The organism is Trichocoleus sp. DQ-A2 (assembly GCF_039961915.1).
In the GTDB taxonomy this organism is placed as follows: Bacteria; Cyanobacteriota; Cyanobacteriia; order Cyanobacteriales; family FACHB-T130; genus FACHB-T130.
Genome location: NZ_JAMPKD010000002.1, coordinates 79,065 through 95,671, shown reverse-complemented (window position 1 = coordinate 95,671; position 16,607 = coordinate 79,065). Strand labels below are relative to the sequence as shown.

The 16,607-nt window shown below is 46.8% G+C and carries 13 protein-coding genes and 1 riboswitch; of the genes, 8 read left to right on the top strand and 5 right to left on the bottom strand.

Going from position 1 to position 16,607, the window contains the following annotated elements; translation table 11 throughout:
• Nucleotides 1-242: 242 nt before the first annotated feature.
• Both NC997_RS01885 and NC997_RS01880 read right to left on the bottom strand, forming a co-directional pair.
• Entirely contained in the window at nt 243-1,430 is a 1,188-nt protein-coding gene (locus NC997_RS01885; RefSeq protein ID WP_190529360.1) for a hypothetical protein, read from the bottom strand.
• Nucleotides 1,431-1,690: 260 nt separating this feature from the next.
• The gene (locus tag NC997_RS01880; RefSeq protein ID WP_190415684.1) at nt 1,691-2,824 is read right to left on the bottom strand and encodes a HetZ-related protein 2; all 1,134 of its coding nucleotides are present in this window, start codon (nt 2,822-2,824) and stop codon (nt 1,691-1,693) included.
• 421 nt (nt 2,825-3,245) lie between these two features.
• On the opposite strand from NC997_RS01880, the gene NC997_RS01875 reads away from it, so the two are divergent.
• From NC997_RS01875 to NC997_RS01850, 6 genes are all read left to right on the top strand, one after another.
• Complete coding sequence (locus tag NC997_RS01875) at nt 3,246-5,444, top strand: ATP-binding protein (protein WP_190529358.1); 2,199 nt, start codon at nt 3,246-3,248, stop codon at nt 5,442-5,444.
• 486 nt (nt 5,445-5,930) lie between these two features.
• Nucleotides 5,931-7,094, top strand: a complete 1,164-nt coding sequence (locus NC997_RS01870; RefSeq protein ID WP_190529356.1) for a response regulator — start codon at nt 5,931-5,933, stop codon at nt 7,092-7,094.
• A 400-nt stretch (nt 7,095-7,494) separates the two neighbouring features.
• Nucleotides 7,495-8,319 carry a cyanophycinase gene (locus tag NC997_RS01865; protein WP_190415138.1) on the top strand — a complete coding sequence of 275 codons (825 nt, stop codon included), beginning with the start codon at nt 7,495-7,497 and terminating at the stop codon, nt 8,317-8,319.
• 149 nt (nt 8,320-8,468) lie between these two features.
• Nucleotides 8,469-8,657: a CsbD family protein gene (locus tag NC997_RS01860; RefSeq protein ID WP_190415139.1), complete on the top strand. Its 189-nt coding sequence runs from the start codon at nt 8,469-8,471 to the stop codon at nt 8,655-8,657.
• Nucleotides 8,658-8,939: 282 nt separating this feature from the next.
• Nucleotides 8,940-10,871, top strand: coding sequence for an acetate--CoA ligase family protein (locus NC997_RS01855; protein WP_190529354.1), 1,932 nt, complete (start codon nt 8,940-8,942; stop codon nt 10,869-10,871).
• Nucleotides 10,872-11,054: 183 nt separating this feature from the next.
• A complete protein-coding gene (locus tag NC997_RS01850; RefSeq protein ID WP_190415141.1) occupies nt 11,055-11,210 on the top strand; it encodes a hypothetical protein in 156 nt (51 codons plus the stop codon).
• A gap of 197 nt (nt 11,211-11,407) precedes the next feature.
• On the opposite strand, the gene NC997_RS01845 is transcribed toward NC997_RS01850, so the two are convergent.
• A complete protein-coding gene (locus NC997_RS01845) occupies nt 11,408-12,670 on the bottom strand; it encodes a pentapeptide repeat-containing protein (protein WP_190529352.1) in 1,263 nt (420 codons plus the stop codon).
• 352 nt (nt 12,671-13,022) lie between these two features.
• On the opposite strand from NC997_RS01845, the gene NC997_RS01840 reads away from it, so the two are divergent.
• A complete protein-coding gene (locus NC997_RS01840) occupies nt 13,023-13,190 on the top strand; it encodes a hypothetical protein (protein ID WP_190529350.1) in 168 nt (55 codons plus the stop codon).
• 166 nt (nt 13,191-13,356) lie between these two features.
• Here the strand turns inward: NC997_RS01840 and NC997_RS01835 are convergent, their stop codons facing one another.
• Both NC997_RS01835 and NC997_RS01830 read right to left on the bottom strand, forming a co-directional pair.
• Complete coding sequence (locus NC997_RS01835) at nt 13,357-14,634, bottom strand: ATP-binding protein (protein WP_190529594.1); 1,278 nt, start codon at nt 14,632-14,634, stop codon at nt 13,357-13,359.
• 168 nt (nt 14,635-14,802) lie between these two features.
• Nucleotides 14,803-15,084, bottom strand: a complete 282-nt coding sequence (locus NC997_RS01830; RefSeq protein ID WP_190529348.1) for a DUF1830 domain-containing protein — start codon at nt 15,082-15,084, stop codon at nt 14,803-14,805.
• A gap of 255 nt (nt 15,085-15,339) precedes the next feature.
• A riboswitch (cyclic di-AMP (ydaO/yuaA leader) is annotated at nt 15,340-15,561 on the top strand.
• 99 nt (nt 15,562-15,660) lie between these two features.
• Between NC997_RS01830 and ntrB the strand changes: the two genes are divergently transcribed.
• Nucleotides 15,661-16,515 carry a nitrate ABC transporter permease gene (ntrB, locus tag NC997_RS01825; protein WP_190430274.1) on the top strand — a complete coding sequence of 285 codons (855 nt, stop codon included), beginning with the start codon at nt 15,661-15,663 and terminating at the stop codon, nt 16,513-16,515.
• Nucleotides 16,516-16,607 lie beyond the last annotated feature (92 nt).

Genomic DNA, 16,607 nt, shown 5'->3' with positions numbered 1-16,607 from the left:
AAAATACGATTATCTAAGCCGGGATATTCGTCGATTTATCCTTTATGATTTATCCTACCCTACTGCAACGGGTGCGAATTCGTTCGTGCAGGCTAAGGCAATCGGTGGCACATTACAGCCTTGATTTCATCCATCGCTTCAGCGATCGCGATTTGCCTCTTGCTTGGAGCATTCATGCTTTTCTGTTCAGCTTTCAGGCAATAACAGGCAATAAGCTGGTTACTCCTACGCTCTTCATTACATCACAGATGAGCCATATTGTCCTTTGACTTGGGATCAAGGTTCGCGCGATCGCTGGGCATTCGTTTGAGTCCTTCCAGTTGTTGCTCGATGCTCGTAAGCAAGTGATGCACGGCTGGCAGGGCTTCTATCTGAGCTGGGTTTGAGGCGGGATGGGATGAAGTACGGAGAACTGAGTCTGAGGCGCTGGCATGGCATATCTGATTCATCTTGCGCTGGAGCTTCTGGGCAAGATTCAAAGCTTCCCCCCAGAGATTTTCTAGTTGCTGCTGCTGATAAGCTCTCAAAGCTTCTCCGCGAAACACTTGCATAACTGCCTCATCTCCGTACTCACCAGGGATGATTTGCAAGCGCAGTAACAGATGATTGTGCTGATAGCATCGCTCAATCTCCACCACTTTGGTTTGTTCGACTGGCATTAATTGCAGATTTCCGATTCGCTTTAGCTCGTCGATGACTCCTTGAAGTATGGGTAGCGCTAATCCTGGGATCGCAAACTGCAAGACATTGTTTCGACTACAGAGAATGTTTCCTTCATAGAGCTGTCGTTCGCAATCCAGCCGATCGATAGTTCCGTTCAGCACCCGCTTTAACAATTCTTTTAACATCTGCTGGGGCGGTAGGGCTGCCAGATTAGCAGTGAAACCAGATAAGTGATGCTGCGCTCGCTCTTGCCATTGGGGGGAGGGATTGCCAGCGGGTGAAACTGTGGCGTTGCGCTTCACTTGCGGCGATTTTCTCAAAGGTTTTTCTGGAGCTGGTTGCGGCACTTGAGTGTTGGGGCGATCTGCCTCCACTTCGACCAGTTCTTCCGGACTATCGACAATCAGAGTTGGGAGGGTTTGCCGTTCTATCGGATCGGAATTTTTGCTTGGGCTTTCTCGATCTGGCTGCGTGTCTAAGTGTCCAGTTGCCGGCGTGGGCGGTTCGGTATGGGCTTGTTGTTTGCCGATGCCCGTATTGTGTTTCAAGTACGCGCTGAGGATTGCCTGGAGAGCGTCAGCGGCTATCGGCTGGGTTTCTAACGAGTAGTTTTGATAAGTTAGGATACGACGGACATAATCCAACGAGACTGTGTCTGCTGGATTTACCATGCCCAGTTTTAGGCAGGTGCCTTCTAAGGTGATGGGCAAGATTTGATAGTACAGACAGGCTTCAAAGGGCAGGAGCTTGTCAATCAATCTAAACATTTGATTTGCATCTATCAGAGCCACTCAGAAAAAGAGTGGAGAGGGTATCAGCACCAGTAGTAATTACCAGCCGCAGCTTGGTTACTCCGAGTGCGGTCATGGCGAGTTACAGAACTTGAATTGTGAATATCCTAGATGCCCCTGCGATCGAATTTCAGCTATTATCTAGCACATTGTTCTGAATAAATCAGTTTTATCCATATAGTTATAGTTATGCTACCCCTCTGGGAAGAAAATATTGCTAGTTGTCGAAAACTAGGTTAAGAATCGCTCCGCAAGGCTTGAGCGGCTAGATAAAGTTTGCTCCATTCGCCCATGACTTGGTGATTTTTCAGGTTCAATTCAGCAGCAATCGCGTCTAGGGTTTTGCCTGCTTTTAAACCATCAATTAACTGCCGCTGCACGGAGGGGAGAGTGGCGTAGAATTGCTCCCACTCGATTAGGGTCAAACCCAGGTTGTGTTCTTGCAATGACGCTTCTAGCCAACTGGCGACTAATTCTGGCTGGCTTTTAACGGCAAAAACCCGAATGGCATGGTAGCTGACTTTTTCACGCAGTCGATAGACTTCTTTGATCTGTAGGTTTAAGGCGCTAGCAATCGCTTCTTGGGACTTGCCTTGCAGATACAGTGTCAGCCAATCAGCAGCAGATTGACTCACATTTTCGGCTAGATAGTCTTTAAATTCCTGCTTGACAGTGGTACGTAACGCTTGTTGTTCTTCCCAAACTTGATTTTCTTGGTACTGAGTGACTGCTTGAGCGTCTAGCAAACTCACCGGGCTGTCTGTTTCATCGGGCGTCACTTCTTCGGAAACCAGCCGTACCAGTTCGCCATCGGGTACGTGAGTCATGCCGCCTCTCTGAGAACGCCGTAGATAATTCACAAACCGATACACTAACAGCGGTTGGTTGCGAATCGGCCTGAGGCAATACTCTTCGATACTGGTCATCAGTAGGGAATTGCGGAGACGAGTATCACTAGGAGTACATTGGGCAATCCAAGCAATTTGCTGTTGAATGTAGCGATCGCTGTGTAATAGTTCCTGAATTACTTCTTGCAATACATCGACCACTGCCCGCTGGCGATCGCGCGAAAGCGCCACCCAAGTACGGATTTTATTGCGAAGCAGCACTAAGCTGCCCAACCGAGTCGTAAGATTCCGATAGGCACGCTCTGGCCCCACGCCTAAATAGCGCTGCCGTAAAATTCGGTAACGATATTCCATTGCTTGCCGAGCAATTGTCATCTGGCTTGGGTTCAGGGCTTCAAATCGTTCTAAATCTTCTCCGATCAGCCAGCGCGTAATACTTTCTTGCATTGCTGCGCTAGAGTCGGGATAGTCGGCTACAATCTGCTCTCGCCAATTCTGTGCCAGTTCTTGGGCCAGTGACATGGAGTTTTGAGTATTTAGCATCGTTTGAGTTTTCAGTTTTGAAGCCGGAAATTCAGACAGAGGAAGACTGACTTCAAACTCATTTTCCTGATTTAAAGTTTGCTCTACAAACCTCATCTCTCACCTCACCCATTTAAGGAGCAACTGACCTCTATTTCATCATGTCTACCTTGAGATAGAAGTGATCGCACCACCCTGGATAGTTTGACTCCTAACATCTATGGAGTGAGATTTTGATCTTATTGCCTTGTGCGTTGAATCACAACATTTAGTTGGTCAACTCATGAGCGATAATGTTAGATTTTGTTAAGTAAAGAATGATTAAGAAAGGTTTACTTTTGACGATGAAAGCCACATTAACAAGATTCAGACGGTGCTAGACTGATTCCCGACTTCTTCACCCTCAACTTCTCAAAAAACTATGCAACCAGAGCAGACAATCGCTGCTGGGCAACAGTCAAAGGAGGAACAAGAACTCATTTTGAATCCAGTAGACCATGCGATCGCTTTGTTTAACCGCTCCCATCACTTAGTCTTGTTTAATCGAAAATTCAGTCTTCTTTGGGGACTTCCCCCCGAATGGCTGGGTCTACAGCCGCATTGTAGCGAAGTCTTGGCTGAAGTGGTGGCACAGGGATATTGGTCGCAGCAGCAGAGCGAACAAATCGCTTCAGCCCTTAGCAAAACTGAAACAGAATACATTTCCTTTCCCATACAGCAATCTAACGGTATCTGCCTAGAGATAGATACCACACTGACGAGTGATGGGGGACGCCTGTTTACCTTCCGCGATGTCACCAGGTATCAAGACTACCAGGTAACTTTAAACGCTGAGGTGAGGCGGCTGACCTTTTTAGTAGGTTTGATGGAACGGTTGCAGCCTGCCAGCGACTTGCAGACAATCGGAAAATTTGCACTTTCCTATCTGGTGGAGACAATGGGTGCAGCGTTCGGCGATGTCAAGGTAATTACGGGTCAAGGCATTGATGCCTATGCCGATATTCTCACCAATCAAATTTCTGGTCGATTCATCGCGACTCACGGCGAAGCTGCCGTTGCCGAGATGCAAGCCTTTCTCGATCGAGGGATTCCCTATGGTCAAGGGTTATTGTGGCAAGTCGTAGAAACCGGCAAGCCAGTATTTGTTGACGATTATTCTAAACATCCCCAGGCAGTGTCGGCATTTCGCCATCCGGCAATTGGTCAACTGGGCATTTTTCCCATTCCCGCCGCCAATGGCAAGATTATTGGCGTCTTGACGCTGGAATCTCGCACTCATCAGAGACTTCAGGACGCTCCCCAACAGGATATACTCCTGGTCGCTTGTCGCACGCTGGGCGTTGCCATTGAAAGGGCCCAGGCGCAAGAACACCTGCGCGAAATTAATCAGAATTTAGAACGGGCTTCCCAAATGAAGTCTGAGTTTCTGGCTGCCATGTCCCACGAACTGCGGACACCCCTCAACAGCATTTTAGGGTTTTCGGACTTGTTGCTGCGGCAAATTGCCGGTTCCTTGAACGAACGCCAGATTAAATACGTGCGGGTGATGGAAGAAAGCGGTCAACACCTGTTGCAGTTGATTAATGACATTCTGGATCTCTCCAAAATAGAAGCCGGAAAGGCAGAACTCGAACTCCAGCCAGTTTCCATCCTGGATCTTTGCAGGCAGTGTTTGCAAATGATTCAACCCCGTGCGGATAAAAAGCGACTTGCCTTAACCCTAGAAATAGACTATCGGCTGGGGCAGGCATCTTTAGATGAACGCCGTGTCCGCCAGATATTAATTAATTTGCTCTCCAACGCTGTCAAGTTTACCCCAGATCGCGGGCAAATTAAATTGAGTGGACGACTGGCTTATGGCACCCAGTTGATTGGGGAATTTCGACCGGATCGCAGCCCGGTGAATCCTAGCACGCCTTTCTTGTGTCTTGAAGTCAAAGACTCAGGTATCGGGATTTCTAGAGATAAGTGGCATTTGCTGTTTCGCCCTTTCCAGCAGGTGGATGCTTCCTTAACGCGGCAACATGAAGGAACTGGGTTAGGTTTGGCGCTGACGAAGCGACTGGCGGAACTCCACGGCGGCACCGTCTCTCTGGAATCGGTGGAAAATCAGGGGAGTACGTTTCGCGTCTGGTTGCCGGTAACGGAAATGAGTCAGACGTTGACAGAGGCAGCGAACCCAGTGCCAAGCCAACAGCCGTCATCATTTCTCAAAGGTGGTGTGTCTTCTGAGAATGCCAAGCGAGTTTTGGTGGTGGAAGATCAAGCTTTCAATCAGGCATTGATTTCTGATGTACTTGAGTTAGAAGGGTATGCAGTTGAGTTAATTTATAACGGTCGCACGATGATGGAAGCGTTGCAATCTCCCTTTGTGACGCCTAAATCGCTGCCGCACTTGATTGTCATGGATATCCAACTACCGGGGGTGGATGGGTTTGAAATTATCCGTCAGCTTAAAGCCAATCGCTTGTGGAAGTCGGTGCCAGTAATTGCAGTAACGGCAATGGCAATGGCGGGCGATCGCGATCGCTGTTTGGCTGCTGGGGCAAATGGTTACATCAGTAAGCCAATAGATATCGATCTCCTCACGACTACCGTCCGCTCTTTTATGCAGGATTAGAACCCCAAAGAATCCATGAGCGGCAAGGATACCCTGCTCCTATACCCTATTTGAATCTGCAAATTGAGAGGTGTGGCAGCCCTCTAGGTCTATGGGGTGGGGTTAAACCTTGCTGCATCCAATCGAGAATTGTTATCACCAAAGGGCTATCTATCTTTGGGAGAAAGATCATCTCTTGATCGGTTTGTTTTTCGATCTACCAGATGGTTAATTGTCTTTACCGAAGTCCTGTGTTTCAATAATGTTAAAGTTCTCTCAGTTACCGGCAACCTCGGAGGAGTTAGATTTCCATCTATCTACCTACCTGTACTGAAAGAAAACTTGTCAAGCTTAGGAATCGTCAGGGGCATCTAGTTAGAATTACTGGTTCAGCGAACAACTGTTTTAAGTAGTTACACTGAAGGAAAATCATAGGCGCGAGTGTAATGGTGGCTAACAGAAGTAGTTTTCCATAACAGCGCCACTTGCACTTATATTGTCAGTCCCATGACAAAGCCCTTGCCGCGCATTCTGTTAGTTGATGATGAACCCAATAATTTATTGCTGCTAGAAGAGTTGTTGTATTCACAAGGATATGAAACTCTAATAGCTTCATCAGGCGTTCAAGCACTGGAAGTTGTCAAAGATTTTCAGCCAGATTTGATTTTACTGGATGTAATGATGCCGGATCTGGGAGGCTTTGAAGTTTGTCGCCGGTTGCGGGAGGATGCAAAGCTACAAACGGTGCCGGTGATTTTTTTGACGGCTTTGGATGATGAAGAATCCAAGCTTCGGGGGTTGGAAATATTAGGTGATGACTACTTCACCAAGCCGATTAAAACTACTCTCCTTTTGAAAAAGATTGCAAATACTCTGCGTTTGATCGAGATGCGATCGCAGCATTCCGGGCAACAAATGCAGGAAAAAATTAAAGAAAAAACGAAGCGTCAACTATCAGCGGCATGGCGAATCAATGAATATCTCTCAGAGAAGTTTCGGCTATTTGTGCCGGATCAATTCTTGAGACGCATTGCACCCGAAGGGGTAGAGTCAATTCAACTGGGAAACGCCAGGGAAGAAGAATTGACGATTTTGTTTTGCGATATTCGGGACTTTACCGCGATCGCTGAAACTCAAACCGCCAGCGACACCTTTGAGTGGCTGAACGCTTTCTTTACCCAGATGAATCAAGAGATCGCAATCAATTATGGATTTATTGATAAATTCCTGGGAGATGCGCTGATGGCGGTGTTTGACCGCACGGGAAACCACGGACAGGATGCCTTAAGTGCGGCGGTGGCGATGGTAGACAGCTTAAATCGGTTTAATCGCGATCGCCAACAATACAACCTGGAGCAGCCGGTGAACATTGGTATCGGCATTCATACAGGCGTTGCCATGATTGGGACAGTGGGTTCAGACCGGCGCATGGACTCTACTGTAATCGGCGATGTCGTGAATACTGCCGCCCGTCTAGAAGAATTGACAAAGCTTTACGGCTGTCACATCCTTGCCAGTGATGCCGTTATTGCCCAGATGAGACAACCGGAGTTATTCAACTGTCGGTTGATTGACCGGGTGATCCCTCGCGGTAAGCAGCAAGCAGTTGACCTCTACGAAGTCTTGGGTACGCAAACTCAACTGTTCCATCAAGCAAAGCTACTTTATTAATTCATCTGAATTAATGCAGCTAGCTGATGGTGCACTATAAAGCTTATCCGGAACACAGCAATAGTGTGTGCCAAAGCGTCTCATTCATGCATCTGAGAATTGCTGCTATAGGATCTGAATAACAGCCGCAAGATTTAATGAATTGTAAGCTATATAGTTTTGCAGCCTTACAAGCTTAATTTATGCTTAGCGGTCAAAGGCTTCAAAATAGACTTATGTATTTTAAATTACAGATTTGCTGCAAGTTATATCCCTAGAAAGAAGCTGCGGCAAACGGTATGCAGTTATTTTAGTTATTCAGGACAGCCAATCTGAGACATAAAAAATTTCCTGGGAGTCTTCTATATCTCCTGGGTATTTTTATGCACAAAACAACCATTAATACCTGGACATAAAATCAATGGAAGCTCAAGAAAACGTACCAGCGAATAAACCTAGCGGGCAGTTGGTGATCATCGGGGGTGCAGAAGACAAGGAGGGAGACTGCACAATCCTTCGGGAGTTTGTTCGCCGCGCCGGGGGTACTAAAGCTCGAATTGTCGTCATGACCGTGGCGACAGAGTTGCCCAGAGAAGTGGGAGAGAACTATATCAGAGTGTTTGAGCGGCTGGGAGCCGAAGACGTTCGCATCGTTGACACCGTTGAGCGGGAAGATGCAACTTCAGCCACTTACTTAGAGGCCATTGAGAAAGCCACTGGTGTATTTTTTACCGGCGGAGATCAGGCTCGCATCACCAGCATTCTCAAGGGTACCCAGATCGATGAGGCGATTCACAGACGGTACGCTGAAGGAATCGTCGTGGGAGGCACCAGCGCTGGAGCTGCGATGATGCCAGATGTCATGATCGTTGAAGGCGACTCTGAGACAAATCCACGGGTTGAAGTGGTAGAGATGGGCCCCGGTATGGGCTTCTTGCCAGGAGTGGTCATCGATCAGCATTTCTTACAACGTGGGCGTCTGGGACGGTTAATTTCTGCCTTGGCACAGCAGCCTGCTGTCTTAGGATTTGGGATTGACGAGAATACAGCGATCGCGGTCAGCGATAACAAGTTTGAAGTAATCGGGGAAGGAGCTGTCACGATTGTCGATGAGTCAGAGCTGACCCATAGCAACATCGGTGACATTTTGAAGGATGAGCCTTTGGCAGTTTGTGGAGCTAAGCTTCATATCCTTCCACACGGATACAAATTTGATCTGAAAACTCGCAAGCCAATTCTTGATTAATTGAAAGTAGGGTGGGCACTTTCCATCCTACTTTTTAAATGCTACCTGTGCCTTTAAAATCTAACTGCCGAGGGATGTCTTTTTTACCCTTAAGCTTCATATACTGGGAGTAGTATAAGAAATTACATATCCTTGTAAAGGAGCTAAAAATGAGCGTAGAAGATAGAGCCAGAGCGGTTGCTAAAAACATAGAAGGCAAGGTGCAAGAGGGGCTTGGTCATGTAACCGGCGACCAAAAAGACCAAGCAGAAGGTCAGATGAAGCAGGATGAAGCTGCTGCTATGCATCTAAAAGAAGACCTCAAAGATAAAGCAAAAGAAATTGTAGATCGAGCTTAGGTTTTGTATCAAATTTTCAAGGGGGAAACTCCACAAATCTGAAAACCCATTTTCTTAAAGAAAATGGGTTTTTAAAGTGTTTTATTAAAGAAATTTAAGTGATTTGGGTAATGGCGGTCGCAAATGGTAGAAAGGCAACGAACCATTCACCATTAAATCCAATAAAAAAGAATTGACTTGACTCTGCCCTTTGATAGCTGAAAAGGTTATGCAATCGAATTAGGCTCAAGTAAGCGAGTCGCCAAGTTAATAAAAAGGGTGTTTAAAAACGGGAGATACTCAATGAGCAGAGAGATAATGACCGATGCAGTCCGTGTCAATGCGAGAAAAACGGATGCATTCGATATCTTTAACTTCAAGCATTACATGGGGCCAAACCCGTATTTGCAGACGGGGGCGCTAATATTCGATTTCGCTCTGACTGAGTACGCGCAACCTCCGGCAATTAGCGATTATGTATCGATTATTGGCGATCGCTACCCCCACTTGCGTGATGAAACCTACGAATCTCATGCCCAACTGTTCGCTCGAACCGTGTCAGAAGTGGGACAACTGGACATGGGGCTGCACCTCAAGCACTGGAGTATCAAGCAACTTCCCACTTGCACGAAGATTGCCGTAGAATCGCTTCATGCACGCACCAGTCGGGCAGTCGTTTACAGTGTTTGGGATTGGTTTGAAGCGATCGCTCAAGGCAAAGATTTTCGGATTGACGATCAGTTCAAGGCGATGCAGGATCAGTTCCGCTACTCCGTCTACGGCGGACCGACAGTCTATGCGCTGTGGCGTACAGCTCACGAAAAAGGAATTCCCGTTTTTTATCTATGGGACGAAGGACTGGTTCAATATGGCTATGGAAGAAAGCAGATTCGCGGGATAGCAACGACTTTTGACTGCGATAGCCATCTGGATTCGGACTTTACCACTCGCAAAGATGACTGCAAAGCTTTCTTAGGTACCTTGGGATTCCCCGTTCCCAAAGGTGACATCGTCGCTTCACTGGAAGACGCTCGCGCAGCCGCTAGAGAGATTGGCTATCCCGTCGCTGTGAAGCCGGTAGTGGGCCACAAAGGAATTGGGGTAACGGCTGATGTGCAAGATTCAGAAGAACTGAAATATGCCTTTAGCAGGGCAGTCAATGCGATTCCTAAAGAGCAGCCAGTCCGGATCATCGTCGAAAAAAGCTACAAAGGGTCAGATTTTCGGATGCTTTGCGTCAATGGTAGATTCGTCGCCGCGACGGAACGCCGCGCCGCATCAGTCGTGGGTGATGGACACTCGACGATTGCGGAATTGATCGAGCAGGAAAATCGGAAGCCAGACAGGATAGATACACCAACGTCGCCAATGGGCAAGATCCAGTGCGATGAAGCGATGGAAATGTACTTAGAAGAACAGGGATTAGGTCTGGATAGCGTGATTGAAAGCGATCGCACCGTCTATCTTCGCAAAGTTGCCAACCTATCGGCTGGCGGCTTGAGCATCGATAAGACTAGCACTGTTCATCCGGACAACATTATCCTGGCGCAAGATATCGCCCAGCATTTCCGCCTGACTTGCCTCGGTATTGATGTCATCGCCCAAAATTTATCCAAATCTTGGAAGGATGGTGAGTTTGGCATCATCGAAATTAACGCCGCCCCCGGCATCTATATGCATCTTAGACCCGCCGTTGGTGACAGCGTCGATGTGCCTTCCCATATTCTGGAAACCTTCTTTGACTCTGCCGAAAAAGCCAGAATACCTTTCATCACCTTCAACCGGATCTCAGTTCAAGAACTTCAAGAAGTCATTGACGATATCCTGATGCAACACCCCGACTGGACAATTGGCGCAGTTTGTCGGGATGGAGTTTTCGTCAATCGTTCCCAGAAAAACTTGAACAAAGATTACAACAGTAACGTTCAAAACCTGCTCCGGAATCCCCAGCTCGATCTGCTGATTGTTGAGTACACAGAAGACGTACTAGAGGCAGATGGGATGTTCTACTACGGGAGCAATCTTGTAATCTTGGATAATCCTACGGAAACCGAGATGATGCTGGCGAGAGACATTCTCCACGACTCTACTGTCGTGATTAAGGAAGGAGACACTATCTCCATCCGCTCTCATGGCTTGCTTGAACAGTACCAGCTTGGCTCAGCCGAACCTTTTTCGCGGGTTTATCTCAAAGAAATTCCGAAAATCTCACCTGAGTTTGAAGTCAGACACTAAACCTTTTGTACAAGTCTCTGGAAGACACAAGCGGGCAGATCTGTAGCCAAACCTCTCTCCGTATCGGAGAGGGGTTTGAAGATAGTTCCCCTCGCCTGTCGCTTTCTAAGGGGCGATTCTGGCTAGGTCTAAGACTGCTTCGAGCAAAATAAGTCCCTTGAGTTCGCATCTTGCACCGGACGGTTGAAAGCGCACCAGCAAGCACGCAAGCGAAACTTGCCAGGAGCAGGTTACAGAACCTTTAATGTTCGCTTAGTTCGCGCTTTTCTGGGCGGGGATGTTTGTCTGGATGCCAAAGTTGCTAATCTAGTACCGTTGCTCAAAAAAACGGCTGAATAATCAGATGGAAAATATTGATTGGATGAATGTTACGGCAGGCGGGATGGCGATCGCAATTTTTATCGGCGGGTTGACCATGATGTTCACGGATCTTTGGACTCGCAAGAAAAAATAATGGATATCGTCTCCGGGTGAATACTCCGATTATTTATTCGCCCCTCTATTCATCGCACATCCATCGCACATCGCTTTAAGCTTCATCGCGCCTCTATTTCTAAGTTAAAGAAATTTTCTTGCGGAACGTTGGCTTCTGTCAGGTCGGCACCCTTGAGCATCGCCCGACTCAAATCCACATCCGTCAAGTCTGCCCCACTTAGGTTGGCTCCCCTTAAATCCGTTCGCGTCAAGTCTACCCCCCTCAAGTCGGCTTCACTTAAGTTCACCTGCTTCAAGCTAGCTCCCGTCAAGTCTACTCCTCTCAAGTCGGCTCTACTTAGATTGGCTCCCTTCAAGTCGGCTCGCGTTAAGTCTACTCCTCTTAGATCCGCCTCGCTGAAGTTCACCAGCTTCAAAATGGCTCCCGTAAAGTCCGCCCCTCGTAAGTCGGCTCCGCTCAAGTTGGCATCATCCAGGTCAGCCTTCCTCAAGTTAGCTTTGCTTAAGTCTACCCCTCTCAAGTTTGCTCCTCGTAACTTTGCCCCTCGCAGATTGGTCGCCCTTAAGTCGGCTCCGCTCAGATTGACTCCGCTCAAATTAACCCCAGGCAGGCATACACCCGCAGCAATCAAGTAAGCTCCAGCTTCACTGGGGTCAAACTCGTAGGGAAATTGAGTCTCTTGCGTGTAGACAGCTTTTTCTAGAATGGTTCCCCTCAGCTTGGCTTTACTCAAATCGGTTCCAACCAGATTGGCACCCGCCAAGTTAACGTTCTCCAAATTTGCGCCGACCAGATTTGCTCTCATCAAATTTGCTGCTTTCAGGTCGGCTGACTTTAAATAAACTCCACTGAGATCGACTTCACTCAGGTTGACGCCGATGAGTAAAGTGCCAGAGGCAATCAAGTAAGCCCCCGCTTCCTGAAGGTTAAAGTCTGGAGGGAATCGAGTCTCTTGATTGTAGACAGCCTTTTGTAGGATAGCCCCCTTTAGCTCGGCTGCGCTCAAGTCCACTCCTACCAGGTTCGCTCCAGCCAAGTTAGCATTTTCCAGATTAGTTCCAACCAGATTCGCCTTTTTCAAGTTGGCTCCGCTCAAGTTGGCTGCTGTTAAATCTGCTCCAATCAGGGTGGTTCCACTCAGGTCTGCTTTCGTCAAGTCTGCCTCGCTCAGATTTGCTAAATTGAGACAGGCTCCACTTAGATTTGACCCATTCAGGTTTGCCTCTGTTAGGTCTGCTTCTATGAGATCTGCATAACTGAGGTTCGCCTCGCTGAGGTTTACCCTTCTTAGGTCTGCTCCCCTCAGCTCCTTCCCTTTGAGAAAAGCTCCCCTGAGTTCAGTTTCTTTCAAGTCTACAATCACGGCGTATGCCCCCTGGGTTTGTGCCCCCTTAGGTATTGGCTATTCAAGTCAGCTCGAATAGGTTTTTCCCCGCTCGGATTTTCTGGAAATGTTTTTAATTGTTTTTTCAGCACTTTAAAAATAACCGCTTTCAACTCTTAAGTTATTATTCCCAGTGCTAAGCAGCTGATTACTAATCATACGCGAAGTACAACTTTTCACTCGCCTGCCGATCGAAGATAGATGAGCAGCCACCGAGCGATCGCGGCATACGCTAGCAAAGAGATCGCATGGTAAAGTTTACGAGCGATCGCAACACTCAGTTTTCTGCTTGTCAAATTCCTCCTGTTTCCAATTCACCTAGCGCTCAATCGTGACTCCACCCCTTCGAGAATTTCAGGTGGTTAGTTTTGGCTGGCTGACCAATCTTTACGTCTGGCTTGGGTTGAAGTGGATGCACCCCCAACAGCAGCCAGTGTTTCGCTCTATTGACTCTCCAAGGCTGCACCTACGCTCCCGCACGGGCACCTACGGCTTTTGAAGGGGTTCAAGAATTTTGGAGAGTCTTGCAGGTCGTCTGCTTGACCCTAAACTAGCAGTTGTTTCCCGAAAACAGGCTTCATCGCTATTTGATTCGAGTTTAGAGTTCAAATCCCAGACTGTTCTAAGGAGTCTGGGGTTTCATCTTTAAAAATTAGTTGAAAGTGCTATACCTGGGTTGTTGAAGGCGTCACGATTTCCTCAGAAGTATTCACTGCTAACGGTAAAATGACAGTGAAGGTGGAGCCAATGCCTACTTGTGAAACTAGCTCTATTCTTCCTTGTAATAATTTTACCAACCGCGAGACAATCGCTAATCCTAAACCTGTACTTTCCGGAAGGAAAGACTTTTCTTGGGGGATAGAGCGAAAGTAGGGTTCAAATATACGAGCTTGGTCTTCTGGAGGAACGCCGATTCCCGTATCGCTGATAGCGATCGCCCACTCTTTATCTGATAGCGTTTGGCAGCTTAATTTAATCGTTCCAGAGTCGGTGTAACGAATCGCGTTACTAAAGAGATTAGTAATAATTTGCTGTAGTCTCAGGGGATCTGTCAGCACCCGATCGGGGGCGCATGTTGGGTGTAGTCCTTCTCGAAGAGCAGCACAGCTATCGGCGCTAGCTGAATCGTAATCAACGATTATCTGTAGCTCCTTGGAATCCGCCAAAGGTTCTACCATTTCCAGGATATTCTGAATTAAAGAGCGTACATCTGTTACAGATGGCTGCAATTTCATTTTCCCCGCTTCATAGCGAGAGATTTCCAACGCATCGTTGATTAATCGAAGTAGCTGTCGTCCATTTCGTAGCACTTTCTCAATGTGTTCTAGATTCGGAAGGTTATCACTCTCCTCCTGCTTCCGTTGTTGTTGGCGCAAAAATAAATCTGAGTAGCCAATAATGGAAGTAAGGGGAGTTTTCAATTCGTGGGCTAGATGAGAAAGGTTATCTTTATTCGCCCGAAGCAAACGAGTTAATTCTTGATTGGTCAATTTTAACTGACTTTGCAGCTGTTGGAGTTCGTGCAATCGCTCATCCATGTAGCTTTTAAAACATTGAGCGATCGCTTCATCCACTACTGTATCAATCAGACGAATGACTCGGATTATCTCAATCGGTGATGAGTCTAGCAACTCTCCCTCTAACGTAGAAACAATTGTCTCCCGTAAAATTCGATATTCGCGGACAATTTCTACTGGATCGTAACCTTGTTCAGCCCGAAGTATACCATGTTCTAAACTTGCATCTACTAACGACTGAACATCACTGTCTTGAAACTTAGAAAGTACAGTCGCTAATGCCTTGAGGACACGGGGGAGGCTGTCGCGCAAACCCTTGTAAGATAATTCTGCTGCGGTCTCAATTCGACTATCAGCACGGACAGCTTCAATCCATTTCTCTACAATCGTGGCAGATTTATCGATCAGTAATTGACTAAAATCCATCATTTTTTGGCGCTATTGACTCGTTTACAAATGCTCTCCCTAAACTAATCTTAGTTTAGGGAGTAGCTAATTTGTTTGTCTTTCTTATTTTCGCGCCCAAATACTTCGCCTATAAGCTCTTAAAATATTTTTAATCAAAAGCCACCCTAAGGGTTAAAAGCTTCATTTTCAGACGCTCATTTCTTCATGTACGCGGAGATGATCGCAGGGAATTACTTCTATTAAAGCTAAGTTTTCAGTAGAACTTTTTGTTGGGTTAGTATGTATTTCTAGTTGGGAGTCCGGTAAGGCTTTAAACAATAAACGTTGACCAGGGAAAACAATCCGTTCAAAGTTTAAGTCTTGAGTATTATCAAATTTAACAATTTGAATCTTATTTGTGCAATTTGTATAAAAACAAAGGATTTGTTCGGAAGGTTCAGAAACCAAAGAGGAGAATGCTGACATCATATTGGGTGCCTTGAACGAACGCTAAAATTGGCTGATTAACAAGATAGATAATATAAACTTTGACTGCTTCAAGCGGCTTCTACCTAAAGATGGGGTTGAAGGAAGGCAAGATGTAGTACAGAATACAAACATCACTAGAATGCCTCAAAAAATTCGTAAACTATTGTGAATTTGATCGAGAAGCGATCGCTAGAAAGCTATGTCTTCGGAAAGGTGGACTGTCTTAAAAAGGCGTGCTAGACTTATCGGTTAATCCGAGTAAGTCAGCCTAATTCAGCGTCTTAGCAAGCGATCGCTCTGTATAAGCGCTGGAACGGAGGAACCAATTAATGGGGCGTATCTCTGCCAGGAGTAAGGCAAGAGGTGTAAGGCGGAATAAAAAACTGTTTATTTATCCTTCATCCCTTATCCATTAGAGAAGAGCATCTCTCAGCTCTAGCCCGTCAGCTAACTTCGTAGGCATTGAGAGGAGACTGAAGAGTCAGCATTTTTTGAAATGTTCTGAACTCATCAGTGTCCCCGGCTGGTACTGCTCTACTTTCTTGTACCTGAAGAGTGACTCTGAGGAGCTTCATAATGATATTGCAGCTGAATTTGTCTGCGATTGCAGTTGCTGGACAGGTAGCCTGGAAACGGGCAAAACCCGTTCTGATTCGGGATGTCGTCGTCCTCCCCGCCCTTGGTTTTTTAGGAATTATCGTTTTGTGGTGGATTGTTGCGCTTTTCAAGCATGAATTAATACCCACCCCACCAGAGGCGTTTGTCAAGAATTTAGACTACATTCTGAACCCCTTTTACCGACGGGGTCCTGGCGATCTAGGGATTGGTTGGTTACTACTGGCAAGCCTTCGACGAGTATTGCTGGGATTTTTGTTAGGTGCAGTTGTTGCCATTCCCATTGGATTTTTGATTGGGATGTCCAAGCAAGCAATGATGGCACTCAATCCCATAATTCAGATTTTCAAGCCGGTATCGCCGCTAGCTTGGTTGCCCATTGCTTTAGCAATTTTTAACCTAGCAGATCCGTCAGCAATTTTTGTTATCTTCATTACCTCTTTATGGCCCACAATTATTAACACTGCTCTCGGTGTTTCTAGCGTTTCCAAAGATTACCTCGATGTAGCAAGGGTGCTAGAAATGCCCCGTTGGCGACGAATTACCAAGATTATTTGGCCTGCGAGTTTGCCTTATGTCTTCACTGGTTTACGGATTAGTTTGGGGATTGCATGGCTGGTCATTGTCGCTGTAGAAATGCTCACAGGCGGCATCGGGATTGGGTTTTTTGTGTGGGATGAATGGAGTCGCTTAAACCTAAGCTCAGTATTTTTGGCAGTGGTAGTGATTGGGCTGACAGGACTACTGCTGGACTACGCCCTAGGCAAAGTTGAAGCTTTGGTTACTCACCGTCGCCCTAGGGCAACCTCTGTCTAATAATTTTCTGTAAACCTCTGTTGAGTAGGGATGATTCTGCTCTAACAGAAATCGCTAGTGTGAGCGAGACTCACGGGCGTCGTGGTAACGCT